The sequence below is a fragment of the Blautia sp. Marseille-P3201T genome (assembly GCF_900120295.1).
Taxonomy (GTDB): domain Bacteria; phylum Bacillota; class Clostridia; order Lachnospirales; family Lachnospiraceae; genus Blautia.
Map to the genome: position 1 here is coordinate 140,705 of NZ_LT635468.1, position 24,985 is coordinate 165,689.

Consider the following 24,985-nt stretch of genomic DNA (forward strand, 5'->3'; position numbering starts at 1 on the left):
TCTCCTATAAATCTACTGTATATTTATATCTGTTGCCAGGATAATAGCATCTGGAATATTCATAAGTCTCCCCGCTGGACAGAAACGTCTGTCGGGTTCTTATAAAAATAGGCATTTGTGCTTCTATTTCCAAATACTTTTGTACTTCCGGAGACGGTAATGCCGCTTCTAATGTATCTTTTCCTGACTCAATCCATATACCATGACTTTCCCGTAGATACTGGTATAAAGATTTTGTATAATAATGACTATCCAACGGAAGTTCTTTAATCTTTTTTAAATATGTAATCGTGTAAACGATAGGCTTTCCATCCACATTTCTGACTCTTTTCAGACAATAACATTTCTCTGTCAAAGGAATTTGCAGGTTTTTCGCCACCTGTTCACCGGGCTTTACTAATTCCATATTACAGTATGAGGTCTCCATAAAGATATTATGTTTTCGCATTTCCTCTGTAAAACTGATAACACCCTCTATCTGCTCCTCAATTTTATCGTATACAACATCCGTACCGATACCTCTGCGAATTCTTATATAACCTGTCTGTACCAGCCTTGCCATTGCCTGGCGTACTGTCACACGGGAAACCTGATAAGTTTCCATAAGCTCCTTTTCTGTAGGAAATAAATCGCCTTTACTATATTCACCCTGTTCAATTTTCTTTCTTAAAACCATCTCCAGCTGTATATACAGTGGAATGGCTCCCTTCTCTCTATCTAACATCTTTATCCTCTTGTCATTTTTACAAACAACCCTTGCATGGCTTTCTCAGAAGTTTCTGTCTGCACATGAATTTTAATATTTCTCTTTTCACATTCTTTTGCAAAGTCTTTACCAAAATAAGAAAAGCTCTTTGAAATCTGACCGCCGAAAATAATTGCATCAGGATGAAAATCTTCAATAACAGGAAGAATTGCTGCTATAATCTCATCTCCAAATTTTTTCCATGCTTCCAGAGCAGCTTTATCATTATTCTGACATAAATCGTAAAGCTCTTTTCCACTCTTAGGTTCTCCAAATACTTCCTTACAAATTCGTTCCAATCCTCTTACAGAAATATAATCGTCAATAATAGAGTCTTTATATGGAAGCCAGTACAGCCATCCGCATTCCGGCACGCCTTCCCCTGATTTCTGTGGAACTCTGTCCTTTAAAAATGCTGTTCCTGTACCAGTTCCAATGCAAAGACACACGATTTTTGATTCGTTCTGCATTTCACCGAACCATGCTTCTCCAACTGCAAATGCCTCAATATCATGTAAATAACCAAATTTGGCATTTTCAATTTCAGGAATTCTCTTTTTCATTTCAGGTTCTAAAGCTCTTCCATAAATGCTATCGTATTTATTTAATCCCTGGATCTGACAAATTCCCTTTTCATAGTCAAAAGGTCCCGGAAACGCCATACCAACTCCTATTATTTCTGCCTGAGGATTTGTATTCATTAACTCTCTTAAAATAAAAGCAAAATTATCAAGAATAATATCTGCGCTTTCTCTGGATTTTGATGGATAGGAAAAAATATCTGTTTTTCTGTTTCCTTCCTCATCAAACATAGCACCTTTAATCTGAGTTCCTCCTACATCAAGAAGTAAATACGCTTTTTCTGTGTAATTTGTCATAGTCATTTTCCTTTCAATACTAGTATTTCTACGTTTGTAGTAATCATAACGTTATAACCTTTATATTATCCAATTTTTTTTGTTTTTCAAGTTCTTTTTTTTATTTTTCTAATTTTGTTAAATATTTCTAATACCTTTTGTATAAATATACTACATATCTATGGACAGACTTTTTGCTCATCCTATAAATTTTCTTCTAAAAATCTTTTCACATTTCCATAAAATATTTTTTCAATCTGATGATATCTAAGTCCTTCTCTCTCCATTGTTTCTGCTAAAATCCCCAGTTCTCCGGCATTTTGCATTTCCATAGGAACCTCTTCAATTCCGTCAAAATCACTTCCCAATCCTATACAGTCTTCACCTCCTATATGAATAATATATTTTATTTGTCTTATCAATTCTGATAATAAAGCGCCTTCTTCTCCTGGTCTCCAGTTCTCTCTTACAAAAGATACACAAAAATTCAATCCCATAACTCCACCTTTTTCTGCTAAAATACGAATCATGTCATCTGTAAGATTGCGGGCGGCCCTTGGTGTAATACCTCTGGCATTTGAATGTGATGCCAAAAATGGGCGTTTTGCATACTTTGCCACATCATAAAATCCCCCATCTGAAAGATGAGAAACGTCTACAATAATACCTAGAGACTCCATCTCCTCTAACATTTCAAACCCTTTTGCTTTCAATCCTGCTGTCTCGCCTGTACTCCACACATCTCTTTCCAAAGGATTATAAAATTGATTAGGATATCCCAAAGTATTTTCGTAATTCCATGTCAGAGTTGCCATGCGAACACCCTGTTCATAAAATTTATGGAGCATTTCGGGATTTTTTTCATAGCTGGCCCCTTCTTCTAAAGACAAAAGAGCAGAAATCTTTCCTATTTTTTCGTTTTCTTCTATATCTTTATAAGTAAATACCTGGGAAATTTCCTTACTGTTTTTTGCCATTTCCTCCCGAAACAGTTTTAACATTTCCTGTGCTGTACAAAAGCAATCATCCTCTGCATCTCGGTCTACAAAAAGGGCAAAAGTCTGAAGCCCATAGTTGCCTTTTTTCATCTTTTCTATATCTAAATGCAGATTATTTTTTCTCAGCTCTGCCATTTCGTTGCGCCTTCTTTTTTCATAGAGAGCGCTAATCGTATCACAATGCATATCAAAAACTTTCATTTTTCTCAGCCTTTCTTTCTTTTTACGTTCAGTATAAAACAACTCCTTTTCTTTTTCCAGACAAACAAAAATCCCCCTGCTGCTATTATCCCAAAAATAATCTCAAAATTTTTTTTCGGTTCTTCCCTTATAAAAGAATTTGGCATTATAAGCACTTTCATCTTTTCCATTTTCGTTATATTATCTGCCGCATCCTTTGCAATAACTTCTATATTCTGCCATTCATCTTTACTCAAAACTACCTCTTTTATAATCCCATCCTGTGCCTTTAATTCCTCCCTTCCATAAGTCGTTTCCCTGTCACCGATTTTCACAACTGTCTCCTCCAAAGCTAAATTGTCTTTGATATCAATTACAATATCCTTTTTTAAGGTCTGATATCTCCTGTCTCCTTCTATTCCTGAAAGAATAATTGTAGGGGGTGTTTTATCTACTGTAAAAGAAATAGGCAATACTTCTGCATTATTCATAATATTATCTGCCATATCCCGGGAATTTAAAATAATTGTATAATTCCCCTCCTGACGGAAATTTTCTGCCTTTATTTTATAATAATTCTTCTCCCATTTTCCTTCTTTCCCCAGTTCTTCCACTGTATAATCAATTCCCGCTTTTAAATTTTTAAGTTCACCATCTCGATTAATGGTAAGTGTTCTTTCTTTAATTAAATCTATATTATACTCCAGAATACCTATGTCCTTTCCTTCCCTTATATAAGTATGATTTTTCCCATCTGTAGACAGCCAGCTTTGAGTGTCTAAATCCGGCATATAAATAGAACCACAGCGGTTTACAGAAAATTCAATCACTTTCTTTGCCCAATTCCCGGCTTTATCCACAGCCGTTACAGAAAGTTTATAAATATCATCTGCCTTTGCCTCTCGAGGAAAATCTGCAATCTGTATACTCTCTCCCTGTTTCGTCCTCTTCACCGTTTTCTTCACATCTAATTTCTTATTATTGCTTCCTGTAATATCTATGGCAAACCCACCCATTTGATAATTTAAATCTCTGATTTGAATGAAAGGCGCTACTGTATCTCTATTTGCAGACTTATCTCTCAAGTTTAAAATTATGATTTCCGGGATATCTAAATCCACACAAAATTTTTCAGATTGAAACTCCTCAGACTGATTTCCGGCTCGATCTGTACATGAAATATTCAAGATATATTCTCCGCTTTCTTGATAACAAATCTTGGCTTTGTGCAGATCTTTTTCTGTAGAAAACTCTGTAAGTACAGGTCCTTTTCCATCACCTTCTGTTAATATCTTTACCTGATTTTCATCAAAATTTTTTTCTTTAATTACAACAGTTGCAACTCTTTCTCTATTAAAATATTTTTCAGTGCCTGTAACATCATAATTATAAGATACTTCTATAACCGGTCTCATCCTGTCTATCACAAAGCTTTCTGTCTTCTCATATTTTTTTACATTCCCTGCACCATCCATACAAGATACCGAAAATTGATATTCCCCATCTTCTTCAAAAATAATACGGCATTTATTTCTCCATCCGTCTGCCTTCCATTTTCCTATTCTGGCATTTCCCTTTATATCAAACTTCACACCAGTCGCATCAAAGTTTCTGTCTTTAACCTCTACCTCTGCTGTTCTCCGGATATTATAATATCCCTTCCCTTGCGGTTTCTCTGTATCCCACTTCACTGAAATCTCAGGATAGTCCGTATCAATTTTAAAATATATCATTTTTTCCGCTTCATTTCCGGCATAGTCCAAAACTGTAACTCTCACACAGACATCATTACTGTTATTCTTTTGCGCATTAATTTTATAAGAAAGTATAATTTTTTCACTTTCTTCCCTTTCTTCTAAAGACCATTGACGGAAAAGTGTTTCCTTTCCGGTTTCTTCTCCTTCACTGGTAACACAGACTTCCACTTTTGCTACAGCAGACTGTCTGTCTTGCACAGAAATATTTAACTCTATATCCTCTCCATAAATTCCGGTTTTCGGAATTTTCTGCCGGTCGTCTACCTTAATTTCTATTTCAGGTCTATGCCGGTCTGTCATAATCCCATCAGAAACATAAATTTTCGTATGTCCTAAATTATCTTCCGCTTTTATAAAAATAATATAATTCTTTTCCGCTTTTGGAAGTTCTATACATCCATTTAATTCTGCATCTCCCTTTTTCCAGTCTTCTGCTTTTATTTCTTCAGTAATATATTTTCTAATTTCTTCCTTTGTAAATTTCCCTTTTTTCCCCATAACATGATAAAACCATCTCTTAACACCACTTCCTTCTTTATCTTCTAATTGAAACTCCTCCTTTACCCTATCCTGTGAATAAAATTTATGAAATATAATCTTTTCCGGCATTTTCTCATAATCGTACATATTATCACTGACTGTATTTTTAACTATTTGGGGAGCACAGCAATCTATAAAAACTGAAATTTCAAAGGTCTGAGATTTCGCTTTATTATTGCGGTTATAAAGATAAACAGAAAGTTTTCGCTCTTCTCCCTCCTGAAAATTCTCTCTTGAAAAATCTAACCCTTCTCCATTTTGGCTGATAATTTCACCTGTTTCCGTACATACATCTGTGTAGAAACCGGCTCTTATATTTTCCTTTAGCAATACACGGAACTCCTCTATTTCTCCATCAACCCAGAGTTTATGAGGATTTTCACTAATGTACACCTGTGTTTTATTTGTTTCAAAATCGACATACTGAGAACTTTCCTTAATCTCCTCTTCCCTGATCACCAAATTTCCACAGGAAACTCCCTCATAATTAAAATAATAGTTGGCTCCTGCATCACCATTCCGATTTACTGTAATTCTATCTTCCCATTCTCCCAATGGGTAATCCGGCATATTTTCTTTTTCAATTTCTTTTTCACAAGGAGTAGGATATAGCACCTGTTCATTTTCCAGCAATCCTTCTGTTTCATTGTTAACATAACTTTCCCGATCTTCCTGCACAGGTGTATCTGTTTCATAGGTAATTTCATTATAATGCCCGTATTCCCTTGTTCCTCCTTCTATTTTCAAATTTATTTTTCTCTTTTTTATTGTAATACTCCCATTCAATCGTACTTTTTCATTTTCTAAATCCACCCTATATTTCTGTGCATCTTTTCCTTCTAATTCCACCTTTGTAAGAATTATAGAAACCTTCTCACCCTCGGTTACATCTTTTACGCTGTCTTCCATAATCCCTTCTATTTCTTTTATAAATACTTCATCCTGCTTCTCAATTCCCAAAATCTGTATATCATTTATATTTTCTATCTCATCTTCTGTCTCAGGATTGTGAAACACGCGAAAGTCATTTCCATCATATATTTTAGAGTATTTCAACATTTCTCCGTCCTTCATTTTAAGAATTACAGGTATTCTCTCATCTGTAAACCCCTGAACACACTCCTGCTGCATAAAACAGCCTGCTATGAGAAACAGACCGAGTACAGAAATTATCCTCCATTTTTCATTTCTTTTTATCCTAAAAAACATCCAGATTGTAATTGCCAGACATAAAATGCAAAAACTAAAACAACCTTTTTCAAGGTACTGATACAGACAAATCTGCTTTTGTATTTCCGCCATTTTTTACACCTCCATCTGCAAAGGCAGCCTCCACACTCCTATGCGCTGCTAAAAGATTTTCACATAAGGTTTCTTTCATTTCTATTTCATAAGCAGCATTTATTGTGCTTTCTTCTATCTTCATCTTTGATAAACTCTTCTCCATTTCTTTTAATTGCTCTTCCATTTCTGTTTCCGATACGCCTGCTTTTCTAAACTCCGAAGCACAGGTAATCATTTGAGATAATAGCTCCTTATAACTTAATAACATATTTGACCTGTTCGCTCCACGAAGTCTGTCATCCTCTGCAATTTCTACCAAATCCGCCCAGTAATCTTTATAAGAAATCTCCGTATTTCCACCCTGATGATAAACACCTAGGTTCTCATAATAGGATGCAATCTTATAAAGTTTCTGTGCTCTGGTAATGTCTTTTTGTTCTAATTCTTCTGATGGTTTTCCCTCCCCTGCTATTTTCAGCCATTTCTGAGCCGCCCCTTTGTTTCCAACCCCATTGTAGGAATAAAAATATGCCAATCCCAGATTATATGCAAAACTCTCATATTCTTTTTTGCATGCCTTTAAATATTCTTCATTTCTCTTTTTCTCTTCTCCTGTAACTCCCAGCATTTTTCGAATAAATTCTTCCTCTTCCTTTGAAAAAAAGCATACAGCATATCCCTTAATCCGGTTTTGTCCCTGATTATCTATCCAAAGAAAAGTATTCAAAAGCTCTTTGTAACCTCTGCTGTCTTGAGGATTAAAAGTAATTGCCATCTGATAATATTGCCGATATTCTTGCCCTTCTACTGCACGCTGTGCTTCGTACAGACAATCTTCATATACATCTGTTCTAAAGTCCTTTTCTGTTTTATAAAAAACAAAACTCAAAGATCCGAAAGCAATTGTCAGAATTGCAAAACAGGAAAAAATAACTTTTCGCAGTTTTTGAACATTTCGGTACTCCATATCAAAGTCATAATAGTGAAAAAGATCTTGTTTCAATTCTTCACAGCTTTGATATCTGTCAGAAGGATTTTTTCTCGTACACTTCAGAATAATAGTTTCAATGCCCGAAGATAAATTTACATTCCAATAGCGAATAGGATAAATTTCATAAGGTTGTTTCGCTGGATTATGACCTGTAAGAAGATAGTATAAAGTTACTCCCAAACAATAAATGTCTGTTCGCACATCCGTCTGGCCACATCCTCCGTACTGTTCCGGTGCAGCATATCCCTGTGTTCCCAGATAAGTCGTATCTTCTTTTTCCATCTCCTTAAATTCCCTGGCCGTTCCAAAATCAATCAGCATCACCCTTCCGTCTGCCTGCAACATAATGTTTGATGGTTTCATATCACGATAAATAATCGGAGGTTGTTGTGAATGTAAATAACTCAAAACATCACATAATTGTTTTCCCCACTCCACAACATCCTCCTGCTTCTGTGGGCCAAACTCCTGTACAATATTTTCTAACTGTCTTCCTTCGATATAGTCCATCACAAGCAAAAAAGTCTCTTCCCCTTCGATAATATCCACAATATCAGGCAGGTTTGGATGATGAAGTCTTTTGAGCAAATCTGCCTCTGCCAGAAGTCCTTGCCGGACAATTTCAAAATCTTTCACTCCTTCCTTTTTTACTTCTTTAATCGCCCAATATCGGTTTACTTTTTCATTTACAGCCAGATATACAACACTCATTCCCCCTTCACCTAATTTTTTTAAAATTCGATATCGGCCATCAATAAGTTCACCTGTTTGCCGCGTAGTATCACCTTCCTTTTGCAAATAAAGTACCAGCTAATACCTGAAAATAATTACATGGAATTTCTTTGACAGAACTGTCAAAAAGATTTCTTAGAATTGAATTTCTTTGTGAACATGAGAATATCATAATTTCTTTGCATTTGCAATTAGCAATATTGCCAAAAAAAATATTTATACATTTTACGCTCAGTCTGCGCTCACTTTGAGTTTATAATCTTAAAGCGTGCTTGACAAATTTGCTAAAATGTATAAATATTTCTTATATCTCTTTTATAATTTAAAATTTAAATACAGCAACTCCATAAGCAGGCAACGGATACGCAAAAGAATAAGGTCTTCCGTCACATTCTTTTTTCACTGCTTTGTAGTCTACAACTTCTTTATGTACATCACCGCCAAATTCCGGCTCTTTACTGTTTAAAATCAACTTATACTGCTTCCGTTTCGGCACTCCTACACGGTAATCATCCCTTGCTACAGGCGTATAATTAATTACAAATAACAAATTGTTTCTGCCTGTAGGAGACCAGCGCACAAAGCTGTAAATACTTCTGGCAGCATCATCTGCATTAATCCATTCCAGTCCCTGATAATTACTGTCATTCGCATATAATGCCGGATATTTTTTGTACATTTTCAGCAATTCCTTCACATAATTTTGAAGCTGCTGATGGTTTTGTTCTCCCAGCAAATACCAGTCTAATTCCCGTTCTTCGCTCCATTCCTGATACTGTCCGAAATCTTGTCCCATAAACAATAATTTCTTGCCCGGATGTCCAATCATATAGGAATATCCTGCCTTTAAATTCTCAAACTTATCCTGACCAAGTCCCGGCATTTTATTGATCATAGAACATTTCAGATGCACTACTTCATCATGAGAAAGCACTAACACATATCTTTCGCTGTAAGCATAAGAAGTTGAAAATGTCATTTTATGATGATTGTATTTTCTAAAATACGGATCCAGCTTCATATATTCCAAAAAGTCGTGCATCCATCCCATGTTCCACTTCAGAGAAAATCCCAGTCCACCATCTTCTGGTTTTCCTGTCACCATAGGCCATGCTGTAGACTCTTCGGCAATCATTACAACACCTTTATGTTTATTCAAAACAATGGAATTCAAATGACGGAAAAATTCAATAGCTTCTAAGTTCTTATTTTCACCATATTGATTTGGAACCCATTCCCCATCTCTGCGTCCATAATCCAAGTACAACATAGACGCAACTGCATCGACACGTAATCCGTCAATGTGAAATTCTTCCAGCCAGAACAGTGCATTTGCTATCAGGAAATTTTTAACCTCATTTTTGCCATAGTCAAACACCTTTGTTCCCCAGTCCGGATGCTCTCCTTTTCTGGGATCTGCGTACTCATAAGTAGGCGCACCGTCAAAATCTGCCAGTCCATGAGCATCCTTTGGAAAATGTGCCGGTACCCAGTCCAAAATAACACCAATTTTATTTTTATGCAGATAATTAACAAAGTAACGAAAGTCCTCTGGCGTACCATAGCGGGAAGTAGGCGCATAGTATCCTGTTACCTGATATCCCCATGAGCCATCAAAAGGATGTTCCGCAATTCCCATAAGTTCTACGTGAGTATAGCCCATTTCTTTCACATATTTTGTCAATTCATGAGCCAGCTCCCGATAATTATAAAAGCCCGGATCATCTTCTCCCTGCGCCGGATGTTTTTTCCATGAACCCGGATGAACCTCATAAATAGACATGGCATCCTTGTCCACATCAAATTCCTCTCTCTTTTTCATCCAGACACTGTCTGACCATTTATAACCTGTTAAGTCCACTACTCTTGAAGCATTACCCGGTCGAAGCTCCGAATAATTTGCATAGGGATCTGCTTTATACAATAAGTCACCTTTCTGAGTAGTAATGCAGAATTTATACAAATCCCCTTCTCGCACCTTAGGAATAAAAAGCTGATAAAGTCCCATATTATTATCACACTTCATAATGTCTGCCTGCGGATCCCAGTCATTAAAATTTCCAACCACAGAAACTGCTTTGGCATGTGGCGCCCAGACAGCAAAGAAAACACCTTGTCGCTTTCTGTTCACCCCCACATGTGCCCCCAGCAGCTTATAAATTTCATAATGAGTTCCTTCCCCAAACAAATATCGGTCCAACTCCGTAATTTTCATATTAACACCCATAAAAATCTCCTCCTTCTATGAATAAATTCCATACAGAAACTGGCGGATAACTTCCCGCGTTGTTTCATCAGAAATTTCAAACATTTCGTTCTCCAGCAATCCATAACTGGCAGTCATAATATGATGATTTAAAACACCCGTAAATCCCACCGCATACATTTTCCTCTGTCTTGTATCTCCTCTCAAAGAAGTATCTCTTTCAAAGACATCCGCAATGTATCCGTAATAATTTTCTATAAAGGGAAGCACCATTTGAAACGCCTCATTTTCTCTTCCGGAAAAGAAAAGTGACAGCATAAACAAATAGAATTTCTCGTGAGCTGATGCGAAATTAAAAAATCTTCTGGCAATCTGATATAAAACCTCCGGCAGTTCAGCCTCTACCTTTACAACCTCCTCAATATCTTTCTGCAAAATTTTATATCCACTTTCCAAAAGATATTGCAAAAGTCCTTTTTTACTTCCAAAGTAATAATATAATGTAGGTTTGGTCACTCCGGCTTTATCCACAATTTCCTGTATTCCCACCGCATCGTATCCTTTTGCATGAAACAAATCAAGTGCTACTCGCAAAAGCACCTCTTTGTTGTCCATTCTCGTCACCGCCCTTCTATCTTCAATTATACTTATCGGTATATAAAAAATCAACTGTTCATTTTTTTATTTTCTTTTTTCATACAAATGGATTAAAAGACCACCTTGCACATATTGGATACAAAAAAGGAGAAACCCACTACCTTCAAAGTCTCAACAGTAAAATCAATTACATACTTTATGTCAATCCCTTGGACAGTGAATTTCTCCTTTTAAAGAAAGAACTTTCTACTTTCCTTCCTAATACCAAATAAATCTGCCGTATTACACTCCAAATAACCTTCTGGCATTTTCTCTGGTTACTTCCGCAACTTTGTCAAAGGAAACTCCTTTTATTCTGGAGATTTCATCCATGACAAAGCCAAGATGAAGAGAGTTATTCCTTTTACCTCTGCGTGGTACAGGTGATAAATATGGGGCATCTGTTTCCAAAAGCAGATAGTCTAACGGCGCATACTCTACCACTTCTTTTAATCTCTTTGCATCCGGAAAGGTAATCACACCGCCAATCCCCAGATAATATCCCATATTCATGTATTCTTTTGCATGTTCTTTGGAATAAGCATAGCAGTGAATAACTCCTGATAAATTCTCAGCCTTTTCCGCCTTCATAATATCTAAGGTATCCTTGGCGGCATCACGGCTGTGAACAATAATCGGCAGTTTTGTTTCTTTTGCCAGATCCATCTGCCTTACAAACCATTTTTTCTGTGTTTCATGGTCTTCCTTATTCCAATGATAATCCAATCCGATTTCCCCTACGGCAACTGTTTTTTCCTCATCACACAGTTGTCGGAGTCTGCACATTTTTTCTTCATCCAGTTCACCTACCTCATCCGGATGAATACCTACTGCCGCATAAATAAACGGATATTTCTTTGCCAACTTCACAGAGTCCTCTGCTCCCTTAAAAGAAGCGCCCACATTTATAATTTTTTCAACTCCGTTGGCAGTTACATATTCCAGCATTTTCTCGCGGTCCTTATCAAATGTCTTATCATCATAATGTGCATGGGTATCAAATATCATGAATTCCTCTCTCCTTTAACCTTTTATATACCATTTCCCGAAACAGTGCATATACCACGGAAGAAATCGGGATGAATACCAGCATACCTACAATTCCCATTAAACTTCCACCTACAGTAACAGCAACCAACACCCAGATAGACGGCAATCCCACAGAACCGCCTACCACATGAGGATAAATCAGATTACCCTCAACCTGCTGCAGTACAAGGAACAAAATCACAAAAGCAATTGCCTTCATAGGATCTGCCACCAGGATTAAGAAGGTTCCCAAAAAGCAGCCAATAAAAGCTCCAAAAATAGGAATTAAAGCAGTAAATGCAATCAAAACTCCAACTAAAAGCGCATAGGGAAATCTCAAAATACTCATGGAAATAAAAAACATAGTTCCCAGAATAACTGCTTCGCAACACTGTCCTGTAACAAAATTGGCAAAAGTTCTATAACTCAAAGATGCAATTTCCAACACTTTTTCCACTACTTTCTTAGAGAAAAAGGCATATAAAATCTTTCGGATCTGCGTGGCAAGCTTCTCTTTCTGAAGGAGGATATAACAGGCAAATACAAAAGCCACACAAAAATTCATAACTGAATTAATAAGCGTCTTTGCTACAGTTACGGTGGAATTTAAGACATTTCCGGCTCCATTTTTCAGAAATCCAAAGGCTGTCTGAATAATCCCATCCCAATCAAACTGCAAACTGGCAATCCAAACTTCAATCTGTTGATTATCTTCAAAAATATCCATTGCCCATCTCTGAAGTTTAATCAGCGCTGCTTCTATATTAGCACTAAGACTGGTAACTGTACTTGCCACCTCAGGAATGACTACTAAGATTACAATCCATAAAATAGCAATTACAAACAGAATAGACAGTGCAAGGCTGACAGGTCGTTTCAGCTTTTTCACATTTCCCTTTGCCTTAGAAAACAATGTTTTTTCCATAAAGCTCATAGGAACATTTAAAATAAATGCCATAGCGGCTCCCAAAAGAAAAGGGAAAACAATGCTGACTACAAAGGAAATACCTGCTGCCACACTTTCAATTCGCTGCACCCCTACATAGAATAAAACAGCAAATATAATCAACAGCATAATGTTTTTCATGTTTTTCTTGTTCAAATCCATACATATCCTCCAAAAATCATTTATTTACCGATTTTTGTACGTATCCATTTAATAAACTGGATAATCGGAAGGTTTGCCAATGACAGACCAAACATAATCAGAAGCTGTGTCAAATTTAATGTCTGTACCTGGAAAATGCTGTGCAGTGCCGGAATTAACATAACTGCGGTAATCAATGCAAGCCCCAGTACAAAAGCGCCAATCAAGTAAATATTATTGAAAAATCTCTTAGTAAACAATACCGGTTCGGAAGATTTGCAGTTAAATCCATGTACCAGACGAGAAGTACATAAGGTTCCGAATGCCAATGTAGAAGCTAAAAGTGGACTTTCCTGATATCCGATATAGAAAGCAACCATTGTCATAATACCAATTACAAGGCCTTCAATTCCAATTCTGGAAAGAAAATCTTTTGTTAAAATAGATTCGTTCATTGGTCTTGGTTTCTCATTCATAACACTTTCTGTGTGTGGCTCAAGTCCAAGAGCAATAGCCGGTAAACTATCTGTAAGTAAGTTGATAAACAGAAGATGAACAGGAGCAAACGGAACCGGAAGTCCTGCAATAGAAGCATACAGCACCGCCAGAATTCCGGCAAAGTTACCTGACAGCAGGAACTGAATTGCACTCTTAATGTTTCGATATACATTACGTCCATTTTCTACTGCTTTAACAATAGTCGCAAAATTGTCATCTGTCAATATCATAGATGCAGCATCTTTTGATACTTCTGTTCCGGTAATACCCATAGCAACACCGATGTCTGCCTGTTTTAAAGCAGGTGCATCATTCACTCCGTCACCTGTCATGGAAACAATATTTCCTTTGTCCTGCCATGCTTTAACAATTCTGATTTTGTGTTCCGGTGAAACTCGTGCATATACAGAAATACCTTCTACAAAATCCATCAGTTCTTCGTCAGACATATTTTCAATAACAGCACCTTCACATGCTTCTGACTCGTCTTTTAAAATACCGATACGTTTTGCAATAGCAGCTGCAGTCACTTTGTGGTCGCCGGTAATCATAATCGGTTTAATGCCTGCTTTAATACATTCTTCAACAGCAGCTTTTGACTCTTCACGCGGCGGATCCATCATAGCAATCAGACCTAAGAAGGTCATATCTTTTTCATCTTCCACAGTAAGAATTGTTCCTTCCGGCACACTCTTATACGCAAAAGCAAGGACACGAAGACCGCCCTGCGAAAATTTCTGGTTCTGTGCTTCGATTTCCTGAACATCGTCTTGTGTAATCGGAACAATTTCACCATTTTTCTGGATATGTGTCACACGTCCCAAAAGAACATCTACAGCTCCCTTTGTCACCATAGTAGAGCCTTCTTTTAAATTATGAAGGGTTGACATCATCTTTCTGTCACTGTCAAACGGAACTTCACTGTGTCTTGGATATTTCTGTCTCACTACTTCTGCAGGAGAACCAAGCTTATCACCCTGATTAATCAGAGCTGTTTCTGTAGGATCACCGATTTCTTCACCATTTTTATTTGTAGAGTCATTACATAAGATACTGTGGCGAAGCAGCTGTTTCTGTGCTTTATCACCTAAGTCAATGGCTTCCGCCGGAATTTCTTTTCCTTCTACATAATAATATTCTACTGTCATTTTATTCTGTGTCAGAGTTCCTGTTTTATCTGAACAGATAATAGAAACGCTTCCCAGACCTTCTACTGCCTGAAGCTTTCTTACAATGGCATGTTCTTTCGCCATTTTCTGTGTACCAAAGGAAAGTACAATAGTAACAATAGAGCTTAACGCTTCCGGAATAGCCGCTACTGCAAGAGCAACTGCAAAGAGGAATGCATCTCCGATGCTTTCTCCACGAAATACGCTGATACCAAATAAAATGGCACAAAATACAAGAATTAAAATGGACAATTTCTGACCGAAATTATCTAAGTTCATCTGAAGAGGTGTTTTCTTCTCGGAAGTTGTTTTTAAAAGTTTTGCAATCTTTCCAACTTCTGTTTCCATACCAATTCCTGTTACAAGGAAGGAACCACGTCCATAAGAAACAAAACTTCCGGAATATACCATGTTGGTTCTGTCCCCTAAAGGAACTTCACCTTCAATTTCTTCTTCCTTCTTCTCTACACCGAGGCTTTCACCGGTAAGTGCACTTTCATCAACCTTCAAGCTGGCATTTTCAAGAATACGTCCATCAGCCGGAACATAATCACCGGCTTCCAGCATAACAATATCACCTACTGTTACCTGATCAGAGGGAACTTTCATTACCTCTCCGTTTCTGAAAACTTTTGCCTCAGGGGCTGACATGGCTTTTAAAGAGTCCAATGACTGTTCTGCTTTAATAGTCTGGACTGTACCTAAAATAGCATTCATGGTAATTACCACCAGAATAACAATGGCACTTTCTGTTTCTCCCAGTAATCCTGACACGATTGCTGCTACAATCAGTATAATAACCAGAAAGTCTTTATACTGTTCTAAAAAAATCTGCAGAATGGACTTCTTCTTTTCTTCTACTAAAGCATTTGGTCCATACTTTTCCTGATTTTTCTTAATCTGCTCCTCACTGAGAGGATGAGTACTGCCATTTACAGCTTTTTGGGCTTCTGTTCTTGACATTTGATAATACTCTTTCATGCTTTTTCCTCCTGATTTTTATTGTGCATTGTAAAAGTCCCTTTGCTTTTCATGTGAAACAGAAAAAGGCAAGACTCCTACTGCACTTTTTCATGCAATAAAAGTCTTGCCATTTCATCACGACGCGGACGGAAATCTTTCCATCGAGATTGACGTCATCGCGAACACCTATAGGTGCCAGCTACTCCCTTTTATTAAAGAGAACTATAAACGATATGGCTGACGCTGTCAACCCCCTTTTTTAACAGATTTCCGCACCTGCAGGCATATCCTTATCAGGAGTCATCAGAGCAAGCTCGCCATCCAGCCCTTCTGCACATAAAATCATACCTTCTGAAACAACACCGGCTAACTTGGCAGGTTTTAAGTTTACTAAAACCATAACCTTCTTGCCAACCATATCTTCCGGTTTGTAGTTGGATTTAATTCCTGATACAATCTGTTTTACCTGACTTCCAATTTTTACCTGAGAGCAAAGAAGTTTTTTGGATTTTTTCACTTCTTCACAGGCAATAATCTCACCCACCTGGAACTGCATTTTCATAAAATCATCAAAAGTAACTTCTTCTTTTGCTTCAATATCCACAACAGGAGCTTCTTCCTTTTCTTCTGCTGCTTCTTCCGTTTTTTCTGCTTCTTTCATAGCTTCCACTTTTTCCAGCACTTCTTTTACATCCAGACGCGCAAATAAGATTTCCGGTTTTTCTGTAACTTTGTTTCCAGAAGGATATAAACCAAAGGTTTCTAATTCTTCATATTCACGTTTTGGCGCATTTAACTGTGCCAGAATTTTTCCTGTTGTTTCAGGCATAAAGGACTCTAATAAAGATGCTCCAATACAAATTCCCTCTACCAGATTATAGAGAACAGTTGCAAGACGGTCTTGCTTATCTTCCTCTTTTGCCAAAGCCCATGGCATTGTTTCATCAATATATTTGTTGCAGCGTTTGAATAAAGTAAAGATTTCTGTAATAGCATCTGCCACACGAAGTTCTTCCATTTTTGCTGCTACTTTTGCTTTTGTTCCCAGTACAACTGCCTTTAATTCTTCATCTACAGGCTCACATACATTGGTATTTTTCACTTCTCCGCCAAAGTATTTATTAGACATGGAGATTGTTCTGTTTACCAGATTTCCTAAAGTATTTGCAAGTTCGGAATTTAAACGCTCTACCATCAGCTCCCATGTAATCACACCGTCATTTTCAAATGGCATTTCGTGAAGAACAAAGTAGCGCACTGCGTCTACGCCAAAGAAATCTACTAACTGGTCTGCATAGAGCACATTTCCCTTTGATTTACTCATTTTTCCGTCACCCTGTAAAAGCCATGGATGTCCGAAAATCTGTTTTGGCAACGGTAAATCAAGAGCCATCAGGAAGATTGGCCAGTAAATTGTATGGAAACGAATAATATCTTTTCCGATTAAGTGTAAATCTGCCGGCCAGTCTTTTTTAAACTGCTCTGTATTCTCGCCGTCACAGTCATATCCGATACCTGTAATGTAGTTTGTCAGCGCATCCAGCCACACATATACTACGTGTTTCGGGTCAAAATCTACCGGAATTCCCCATTTAAAGGATGTTCTGGATACACATAAATCCTGAAGTCCCGGAAGAAGGAAGTTGTTCATCATCTCATTCTTTCTGGATACAGGCTGAATAAATTCAGGATGTGTGTTGATATGGTCAATCAGTCTCTGTGCATATTTGCTCATTCTGAAGAAGTATGCTTCTTCCTTTGCAGGTGTTACAGGACGTCCGCAGTCCGGACATTTGCCGTCTACCAGCTGGGACTCTGTAAAGAAAGACTCACATGGTGTACAGTACATACCTTCGTAATATCCTTTGTAAATATCACCCTGGTCATACAGCTTTTTAAAGATTTTCTGTACCTGTTTTTCATGATAATCATCTGTTGTACGGATAAATTTATCATAGGAAGTATTCATTAAATCCCAGATATTTTTAATTTCTCCTGCTACATTATCTACAAATTCTTTACAGGTAACACCGGCTTCTGCTGCCTTTAATTCAATTTTCTGACCGTGTTCATCTGTTCCTGTCTGGAAAAACACATCATATCCCTGCTGTCTTTTAAATCTGGCAATACTATCCGCAAGAATTGCTTCGTAAGTATTTCCAATATGTGGTTTGCCTGATGTATAGGCAATCGCTGTTGTAATATAATATTTTTTCTTATCCAATTTTCTTTCCTCCTTGTATACGCTCACAAAAAAAGACTCACCTTCCATATTAAGAAGGCGAGCCTATAACCCACGTTACCACTTCTGTTTATCTGTACCTCGCAGTACAAACCTCAACGGGTATCTGTTTAATACCCTGCCGCTATAACAGGCGGACCCTGTCGCAGCCTTGGCAATTCTGCTTCGGTGCGCCTCTCAGGAGCCATCTTCCATATACTCTCATTTATTCCTCTCAGCCTATGGGAATTTCTCTGTAAAATGTTAAATATATGTACTCTCTCCGTCACTGTGTTTACATATATGAATTATGCTAACATATTCAGGAATATTTGTAAACACTCTTTTTCTACATAAATTCATGCTCCTTACTGAGCTTCTTCACAATCTTAACAGATGCCAAAATCGCAATCAGGTTCGGAATTACCATAAGTCCGTTAAACATATCAGACATATTCCATACCAAATCAACCTTTAAAGTAGAACCTACCAAAACGCAGATAACTACCAGAAAAGCATAAATCTTCACTGCTTTTGAACCAAAAAGGCTACGCACATTTACTTCCCCAAAGTAGTACCATCCGATAATTGTCGTAAATGCAAAGAATAACATACAAATAGCAATAAAAATCTTACCGAAAGAACCAAAGGCAGCGTCAAACGCAATCTGTGCCAACGCCGAGCCTGTCTCTCCGCTTGATAATGCTCCTGTGGAAAGAATTACGAGAGCCGTTAAAGTCAAAATTACAAAAGTATCAATAAATACTCCCATCATGGCAATCACGCCCTGCTCACCCGGATGTTTTACATCTGCTGTTGCATGAGCATGAGGTGTAGAACCCATACCTGCTTCGTTAGAAAAAAGACCTCTTGCCACACCAAAACGCATTGCTTTCTGTACGGTAACGCCAAGAGCGCCGCCAAGAACAGCTTCCGGTGCAAATGCTGCCACAAAAATATCGTGGAATGCAGTACCTACTCCGCTTCCGTTCATAAACAAAATAATCAGACATCCGATAATATAAATAAGCGCCATCAAAGGAACAACCTTTTCTGTAACTCTTGCAATTCGGTTAATGCCTCCAAGAAAAATAAATGCCGCTACAATAGCTACTAAAATTCCCACATGGAACGGTTTAATTCCAAAGGCATTATAGAAAGAGCTTCCGATAGAATTGGACTGTACCATGTTTCCCATAAATCCCAGCGCTAAAATAATTGCAACAGAGAAAAATCCTGCAAGGAACTTTCCGAATTTGCCTTTAAAAATATATTTAATATAGTAAACAGGTCCTCCCACAACAACACCGTTTTCTTTTACTCTGGTATGCTGTGCCATAACTGCTTCTGCGTAAATGGTTGCCATTCCAAAGAAGGCGCTTACCCACATCCAGAAAATAGCTCCCGGACCTCCGGATGCAATGGCTGTTGCCGCACCGGCAATATTTCCCGTACCTACCTGTGCCGCAATAGCTGTTGCCAATGCCTGAAAGGAGCTTAGTCCGTTTTCACTGCTTTTTCCGTGAAGTGAAAAACCGCCGAACATCTTCTTCATTCCCGCACCGAATTTCCTCACCTGAATAAATTTCAGTGTAAAGGTATAAAAAATACCTGTACCTAAAAGCAGGATTAAAAGTGCATAATCCCACAAAAACTTGTTTACCAGCTCTACAATAGACGCTATCATTTCCATTTTTTTCTCTCCCTTTTCTTTTCATTCTATTTGCCTATTGTTGTCTGAAATTTATGTTTTTGTTTCACAGAACATCATTTCCTCTAAAACAAAAAATCCGTGGGATTACGAAAATCCCACGGACTAAAGTTCTTTCCAAGCGCAACTGCGTTCAAACATAAACATAGCGCCCAAAAGCACTACCTTTACGAAAAACTTCACTGTCCTTTTGCCTGAGAGATTCACAGACCATGTCTGCTTACACCTTCGGCACCCTTTTCGGGATTCTCCAGAGAGCCATCCAGATGCAGTCCTGCTTTTTTCAAAGCCCCTGAGAGTATTACTCCTTCGGTGGGCAATTTTGCCTCTTTCCTGCAACCTTCTATTGGCACAATATGCAAATAACGATTTTATTATAGCACCCGTTTTCCATTTGTCAATCCCCTTTGTGAAGACAAATGTGTTTTTCTCAAATACATTTTATTTTTTTCTGATATAGCAAATATTACTAACCAGCGAACAACTGTATTTTTTCACATAATTCTGATATTCATAAAAATTAACATAATATTCCCTTCCCCATGAAGAAATACGCAGCCATTGTCCTTCAAATCCTGTAATCACAACGAAATGTGCTGCTGCTTCCGCTATCTTCTCATATCCTTCCTCTATCTTTTCATAAAAAGCCAATTTGTGTTTTCTCACAGGAAGGGGGAAATTCGGTCCTATTGCCAGTATAACCGGTATGTCATGCGCCAGCATTGCTTTTATCCTGTTTGGTATATTTCTGCTTCTTACACCAAAAGTTGCTTTTAAAGGAATTCTGTTCTTTATAAAATAGCGATTTATCTCCATTCCTAAAAGCCAGCCCGGAATTCCTAATGAAGGAATAACCGGAAAATATTTTTTTCGCATTGCTTCTGCACACCTTTGATAGGTTTCAATGTCCACAATCCCACTTTTTATATCTTCTTCCTGAAAGTCCTTTCCCTTACAATATTCCTTATGTAAATCTAAATAGAAAAGAATATCCGTTGCCGCAATCACACCGCAGCCGTAGCCTGCCATGATTTTTCTTCTCCACCATTCCTGACTTCCTCCGTAAGACAGACTGCCGTCCTTCATAATTGCTATATAAGGCTCTTTTAGCTTCCCTTGCTTCATCTTATGTCAACCTTCATTTCTTCTGATATTGTTACCGGTCCTCCCATTTTACAGGATATTACCTTGCCCTCTTCTTTTTTTACATACGCTTCTATCATGCCGCCCGGCTGGTAAAGCTCATATACAAATTCTCCTGTATCTGCATCCTTAGACAGATATACAGCAGCTCCCATGCTGCCGCTTCCGCAGCTGCTTTCCCATACCATAGAAGCTGTGCTCTCTACATATACCACAGGCGTCATCTGATTTCCTTCTAAAAACATAACGCCATAGGCATCACAGGGACATACTTTCTTCGCCTCCCCAATAAGCTCATCTACAAATTCCTGAGCTTTTGGCGCACTTTTTACAATAATATGGCAAATCCCCTCAAAGACTACCATAGAAAAAACTTCCCCTTTTACGGAAATCTCTTTTATCTCCAGCGGAAGGGGCATTTCTGTCCTTGCAGTGCCTTTTTCCATATCCACTGCCACCTTCAATTTCTTCTGAGAACCGCTGACATCCACCCACACTTCCTCTGCCTTTTCCTGTGAAAGCATATTCAGCAGATAGCCAAAGCTTCTGGTTGCGTTGCCACAGAATTCTCCGCCCATCATCTGCATGTGAAAATTTCCGTCCTGTGCTTCTTCCACAAAGCCTACCTGCTCGCCATGAAGCTCCTCCATGCACAAAAGTTCTCTGGAAATTGCTGCGTACTCCTCTCTTTTTGCCGGACTCATTACAAAAATCGTTACATTTCCTGCCGGATTTGCTACTCGAATTTTTAATTCCATATACTCATACCTCCCAAATATTTTCGTTCCCCAATATATTTTAATCATATCACATTCCACATCAAAAAATAATAAAATTTATCGACATTTGTAAAAAGCTGTGATATATATTGAGTATAGGATTTCATAAAAAAGGGGGGACTTTTATTGAAGACAAAAAATACTTCTGTGAACCAAATTACAGAGGGTGTTATATGGAAACAACTCCTGCTTTTCTTCTTCCCGATTATGCTGGGAACGCTGTTTCAGCAGCTCTACAATACGGCTGATGCAGTTGTTGTGGGACGTTTTGTGGGGACACAGGCGTTGGCTGCCGTAGGAGGCTCTACCGGACAGATGGTTAATCTGATTGTAGGCTTTTTTGTAGGTCTTTCTTCCGGCGCTACGGTAATTATCGCCCGCTATTACGGAGCAAAAAACAAAAAGGAGTTAAACGACACTCTGCATACAGCCGCTGCTCTTTCTGTTGCAGGCGGCATTATTATCACCATTGCCGGTATTGCTTTAACACCTTTCATGTTAAAGCTTATGAACACTCCAAAGGACGTTTTGCAGGACTCCTCCACTTATCTGAGAATTTATTTTGCAGGCATTATTTTTGTGTTTATCTATAATGTAGGCTCTGCAATTTTAAGAGCTGTGGGAGACTCTACACGCCCTCTTTATTTCCTGATTGTATGCTGCTTTATTAACATCTTTCTGGATATTCTTCTGGTAGTGGGGTTTGATATGGGTGTTGCCGGCGCTGCTCTCGCCACGGTAATTTCTCAGGCAGTCAGCGCTATTTTAGTAATTTATGCCCTGATGAAATCCAAGGATATGTATTGTCTGAAGCCAAAGGAAATTCATTTTCACAAGTTCCTTTTGCTGTCCATTGTTACCATTGGGCTTCCTGCGGGCATTCAGTCTGTCATGTATAATGTTTCCAATATGATTATTCAGACTTCTCTTAATGATTTGGGGACAAGTACCATGGCAGCTTACACTGCTTTTGGAAAGATTGATGCTATTTACTGGATGATTTCCGGCGCTTTCAGCGTGGCAATTACAACCTTTATCGGGCAGAATTACGGTGCTGGAAAATATCACCGTATGAAAAAGAGCGTTGCAGTCTGTCTGTTTATGGATTTTATTGCTTCTGTGCTGGTAAGTATTCTTTTACTTTCTCTGGGAGAATATCTCCTGCGAATGTTTACCACTGACCCGGAGGTGATTAAAATCGGTATGAAAATTATTCATGTGATTGCGCCCTCTTACGTGCTGTTTATTTTTATTGAAATTTTATCCAGCGCCCTTCGAGGAGTGGGAAATGTATTAGTTCCCATGCTTATGACTTGTACCGGCGTATGCTTGCTTCGTATTATCTGGATTTTCCTTGTAATACCGGAAAAACCAAGCATTTCTGACATTTTGCTGTGTTATCCCATCTCATGGGGATTGACAGCAGCCCTGTTTGTTATTTACTATTACTTTGACCAGAAAAAATTCTATAAAACACATATAGAACATTAAAACAATGAAAGGAAGCTATTATTATGACTTTTTCTTATTCCAACGCACCTTCCTCTCTGGAGCTTGCACTGATTGAGGAAAGCACACAGATACTTTTAAATGAATACAGCAAGCAGTGTGCAGACGCAGAACGGCTCTGTGTAAACGTCACTTTTACTTCATCCGGAAACACTTTAAGGGTTTCTAAAAAAGGAGAACAGTGCACCATTACCTGCCATGAACCGGCTCATTATTTCCGCTGTCTCAATTACCTTATTCATCACTTGGATGAGGATTTTGACTTTGAAGAAACGGGCTTTTTCGAGAAAAACGGTTTTATGCTGGACTGTTCCAGAAATGCCGTTTCTACTGTAAATACAGTTAAAAAATTAATTCGTATTATGGCAAAGCTGGGACTTAATCAGTTACTTTTATATACAGAGGATACTTATGAGGTTCCGGGACTTCCTTACTTCGGTACTTACAGAGGCCGTTACTCACAGGAAGAGCTTCGCCAGTTAGATGACTATGCTTACCAATTCGGAATTGAGCTCGTTCCCTGTATCCAGACACTCGCTCATTTAAGAAATGCCCTGAAATGGCCTATGGGACAGGACTTAAAGGACAGCGCCGATATTTTGCTGGTAGGTTCTGAAAAAGTCTACGATTTTATCAGACAGCTTTTAACCTCTGTAAAAAGCTGCTTCCGTTCTGAAAATATTCATATCGGTATGGATGAGGCTGTTATGCTGGGACTTGGAAATTATCTGCACCAGAACGGCTACAAGAAAAGCTCTGAGCTGCTTTTAGAGCATACCGACCGTGTTCTGGAAATTTGCAGAGAATTGAACTTAAAGCCTATGATGTGGAGTGATATGTTTATTTCCTCCAACGCCGGAACATGGTATTACAATGTTGACGAAAACGTTGATACTACAAGCTGGACAAAACCGGCAGATGATTTGGCTTTGGTATATTGGGATTACTATAATACAGACAGAAGCGTATATCGCAAGATGCTTCGTATTCATAACGAAATCGCTAAAAGAACGGTATTTGCCGGCGGTATCTGGAACTGGAACGGTATTGCGCCAAACTACGGCAGAACAATCAACTGCACAATTCCTGCCCTTTTAGAATGTCAGGCACAGAATGTGAAAGAGGTATTTGCTACCGGCTGGATGGACAACGGAGCGGAAACTCCGATTGACGCTATTTATCCGGGACTTGTGGCATTTGCTACCCTTTGCTTCCACTCTGATTTAGATGAAGCCGTTTTAAAACAGAACTTTGCTGACTGCGTAGATGCAGCTTGGGAAGATTTTGAGCTTTTGGACAGATTTGACTCTCTTTTCCAAGGAGACGGAAATAACATTTCTGCCGATAATCCTTCCAAATATTTGCTGTATCAGGACGCTATGCTGGGTATGTTTGACTACCACATTCAAGGAGTAGATACAAAGTCCTATTATAAAGATTTAGCTGACAAGCTGGACAAATGTGCAAACGAAAATTCTTGCTACAAAACATTATTTAATTTCTATAAATATTTTGCCCTTGTACTGTCTGAAAAAGCGGATTTGGGAATTCGTTTAAAAGAAGCTTATGATAAAAACGATTTGTCCACATTAGAAGAATTAAACGCAAAAGTTATCCCCAATATTCTGGAGAATTTACAACTTATGCACCAATTCCGTGAGGAGTTATGGATGAAAGATGCAAAGCCTTTTGGTTACGAGCTTATGGATATTAAACTTGGCGGAGTTTCTGCACGTTTAAAAGCCTGCCAGAGACGTATTGCTTCTTATCTTGCCAAGGAAGTGGATAAATTAGAAGAATTAGAGCAGGAACGCCTGCCTTACTGGACAGTGGAAAATAAATATCCACATGATATGAAGGTAGAACTTCGTGAAAATATCTGGAGCAGAATTGTCAGTGGATGTGATTTAATCGATACGATTTAAGAGATTTTAAAGGTTTCCTCTTTTA

At 38.2% G+C, this 24,985-nt stretch carries 16 protein-coding genes and 2 riboswitches; of the genes, 2 read left to right on the forward strand and 14 right to left on the reverse strand.

Annotated features, from left to right (window positions below):
• Positions 1-4: 4 nt before the first annotated feature.
• From BQ7352_RS03660 to BQ7352_RS03730, 14 genes are all read right to left on the reverse strand, one after another.
• Positions 5-724 carry a GntR family transcriptional regulator gene (locus BQ7352_RS03660; protein ID WP_072447075.1) on the reverse strand — a complete coding sequence of 240 codons (720 nt, stop codon included), beginning with the start codon at positions 722-724 and terminating at the stop codon, positions 5-7.
• A 2-nt stretch (positions 725-726) separates the two neighbouring features.
• Complete coding sequence (locus tag BQ7352_RS03665) at positions 727-1,623, reverse strand: ROK family protein (RefSeq protein ID WP_242948515.1); 897 nt, start codon at positions 1,621-1,623, stop codon at positions 727-729.
• A 182-nt stretch (positions 1,624-1,805) separates the two neighbouring features.
• Entirely contained in the window at positions 1,806-2,801 is a 996-nt protein-coding gene (locus BQ7352_RS03670; RefSeq protein ID WP_072447484.1) for a dipeptidase, read from the reverse strand.
• 5 nt (positions 2,802-2,806) lie between these two features.
• Positions 2,807-6,379, reverse strand: coding sequence for a hypothetical protein (locus BQ7352_RS03675; RefSeq protein WP_072447078.1), 3,573 nt, complete (start codon positions 6,377-6,379; stop codon positions 2,807-2,809).
• Positions 6,336-8,150, reverse strand: a complete 1,815-nt coding sequence (locus BQ7352_RS03680; protein WP_072447080.1) for a serine/threonine protein kinase — start codon at positions 8,148-8,150, stop codon at positions 6,336-6,338. Before BQ7352_RS03680 ends, BQ7352_RS03675 begins: the two co-directional genes overlap by 44 nt.
• 256 nt (positions 8,151-8,406) lie before the next feature.
• The gene (gene glgB, locus BQ7352_RS03685; RefSeq protein ID WP_072447082.1) at positions 8,407-10,311 is read right to left on the reverse strand and encodes a 1,4-alpha-glucan branching protein GlgB; all 1,905 of its coding nucleotides are present in this window, start codon (positions 10,309-10,311) and stop codon (positions 8,407-8,409) included.
• A 15-nt stretch (positions 10,312-10,326) separates the two neighbouring features.
• The gene (locus BQ7352_RS03690; RefSeq protein WP_072447084.1) at positions 10,327-10,905 is read right to left on the reverse strand and encodes a TetR/AcrR family transcriptional regulator; all 579 of its coding nucleotides are present in this window, start codon (positions 10,903-10,905) and stop codon (positions 10,327-10,329) included.
• A gap of 264 nt (positions 10,906-11,169) precedes the next feature.
• A complete protein-coding gene (locus tag BQ7352_RS03700; RefSeq protein ID WP_072447088.1) occupies positions 11,170-11,934 on the reverse strand; it encodes a TatD family hydrolase in 765 nt (254 codons plus the stop codon).
• The gene (locus BQ7352_RS03705) at positions 11,924-13,063 is read right to left on the reverse strand and encodes an AI-2E family transporter (protein WP_072447090.1); all 1,140 of its coding nucleotides are present in this window, start codon (positions 13,061-13,063) and stop codon (positions 11,924-11,926) included. Before BQ7352_RS03705 ends, BQ7352_RS03700 begins: the two co-directional genes overlap by 11 nt.
• A 20-nt stretch (positions 13,064-13,083) precedes the next feature.
• Positions 13,084-15,690 carry a cation-translocating P-type ATPase gene (locus BQ7352_RS03710; protein WP_072447092.1) on the reverse strand — a complete coding sequence of 869 codons (2,607 nt, stop codon included), beginning with the start codon at positions 15,688-15,690 and terminating at the stop codon, positions 13,084-13,086.
• Positions 15,691-15,931: 241 nt separating this feature from the next.
• Positions 15,932-17,944, reverse strand: coding sequence for a methionine--tRNA ligase (gene metG, locus BQ7352_RS03715; protein WP_072447094.1), 2,013 nt, complete (start codon positions 17,942-17,944; stop codon positions 15,932-15,934).
• A 298-nt stretch (positions 17,945-18,242) separates the two neighbouring features.
• A complete protein-coding gene (locus BQ7352_RS03720) occupies positions 18,243-19,586 on the reverse strand; it encodes an alanine/glycine:cation symporter family protein (protein ID WP_072447096.1) in 1,344 nt (447 codons plus the stop codon).
• A gap of 197 nt (positions 19,587-19,783) precedes the next feature.
• Positions 19,784-19,861, reverse strand: a riboswitch (glycine riboswitch).
• Positions 19,862-19,863: 2 nt separating this feature from the next.
• A riboswitch (glycine riboswitch) is annotated at positions 19,864-19,950 on the reverse strand.
• 95 nt (positions 19,951-20,045) lie between these two features.
• Positions 20,046-20,729 (reverse strand): hypothetical protein, encoded by a 684-nt coding sequence (locus BQ7352_RS03725; RefSeq protein ID WP_072447098.1) that lies wholly within the window; start codon positions 20,727-20,729, stop codon positions 20,046-20,048.
• A complete protein-coding gene (locus tag BQ7352_RS03730; RefSeq protein WP_072447100.1) occupies positions 20,726-21,505 on the reverse strand; it encodes a hypothetical protein in 780 nt (259 codons plus the stop codon). The genes BQ7352_RS03725 and BQ7352_RS03730 overlap by 4 nt, the downstream gene beginning before the upstream one ends.
• 147 nt (positions 21,506-21,652) lie before the next feature.
• On the opposite strand from BQ7352_RS03730, the gene BQ7352_RS03735 reads away from it, so the two are divergent.
• The gene (locus BQ7352_RS03735; RefSeq protein ID WP_072447103.1) at positions 21,653-23,017 is read left to right on the forward strand and encodes an MATE family efflux transporter; all 1,365 of its coding nucleotides are present in this window, start codon (positions 21,653-21,655) and stop codon (positions 23,015-23,017) included.
• A gap of 23 nt (positions 23,018-23,040) precedes the next feature.
• Positions 23,041-24,960: a beta-N-acetylhexosaminidase gene (locus BQ7352_RS03740; RefSeq protein ID WP_072447105.1), complete on the forward strand. Its 1,920-nt coding sequence runs from the start codon at positions 23,041-23,043 to the stop codon at positions 24,958-24,960.
• Positions 24,961-24,985: the final 25 nt, after the last annotated feature.

Bases quoted from the DNA above. Each gene is read 5' to 3' on its own strand.
- BQ7352_RS03660 (WP_072447075.1), bottom strand. From the start codon at position 724: ATGTTAGATAGAGAGAAGGGAGCCATTCCACTGTATATACAGCTGGAG.
- BQ7352_RS03665 (WP_242948515.1), bottom strand. From the start codon at position 1,623: ATGACAAATTACACAGAAAAAGCGTATTTACTTCTTGATGTAGGAGGA.
- BQ7352_RS03670 (WP_072447484.1), bottom strand. From the start codon at position 2,801: ATGAAAGTTTTTGATATGCATTGTGATACGATTAGCGCTCTCTATGAA.
- BQ7352_RS03675 (WP_072447078.1), bottom strand. From the start codon at position 6,379: ATGGCGGAAATACAAAAGCAGATTTGTCTGTATCAGTACCTTGAAAAA.
- glgB (WP_072447082.1), bottom strand. From the start codon at position 10,311: ATGGGTGTTAATATGAAAATTACGGAGTTGGACCGATATTTGTTTGGG.
- BQ7352_RS03690 (WP_072447084.1), bottom strand. From the start codon at position 10,905: ATGGACAACAAAGAGGTGCTTTTGCGAGTAGCACTTGATTTGTTTCAT.
- BQ7352_RS03700 (WP_072447088.1), bottom strand. From the start codon at position 11,934: ATGATATTTGATACCCATGCACATTATGATGATAAGACATTTGATAAG.
- BQ7352_RS03705 (WP_072447090.1), bottom strand. From the start codon at position 13,063: ATGGATTTGAACAAGAAAAACATGAAAAACATTATGCTGTTGATTATA.
- BQ7352_RS03710 (WP_072447092.1), bottom strand. From the start codon at position 15,690: ATGAAAGAGTATTATCAAATGTCAAGAACAGAAGCCCAAAAAGCTGTA.
- metG (WP_072447094.1), bottom strand. From the start codon at position 17,944: ATGGAAGGTGAGTCTTTTTTTGTGAGCGTATACAAGGAGGAAAGAAAA.
- BQ7352_RS03720 (WP_072447096.1), bottom strand. From the start codon at position 19,586: ATGGAAATGATAGCGTCTATTGTAGAGCTGGTAAACAAGTTTTTGTGG.
- BQ7352_RS03725 (WP_072447098.1), bottom strand. From the start codon at position 20,729: ATGAAGCAAGGGAAGCTAAAAGAGCCTTATATAGCAATTATGAAGGAC.
- BQ7352_RS03730 (WP_072447100.1), bottom strand. From the start codon at position 21,505: ATGGAATTAAAAATTCGAGTAGCAAATCCGGCAGGAAATGTAACGATT.
- BQ7352_RS03740 (WP_072447105.1), top strand. From the start codon at position 23,041: ATGACTTTTTCTTATTCCAACGCACCTTCCTCTCTGGAGCTTGCACTG.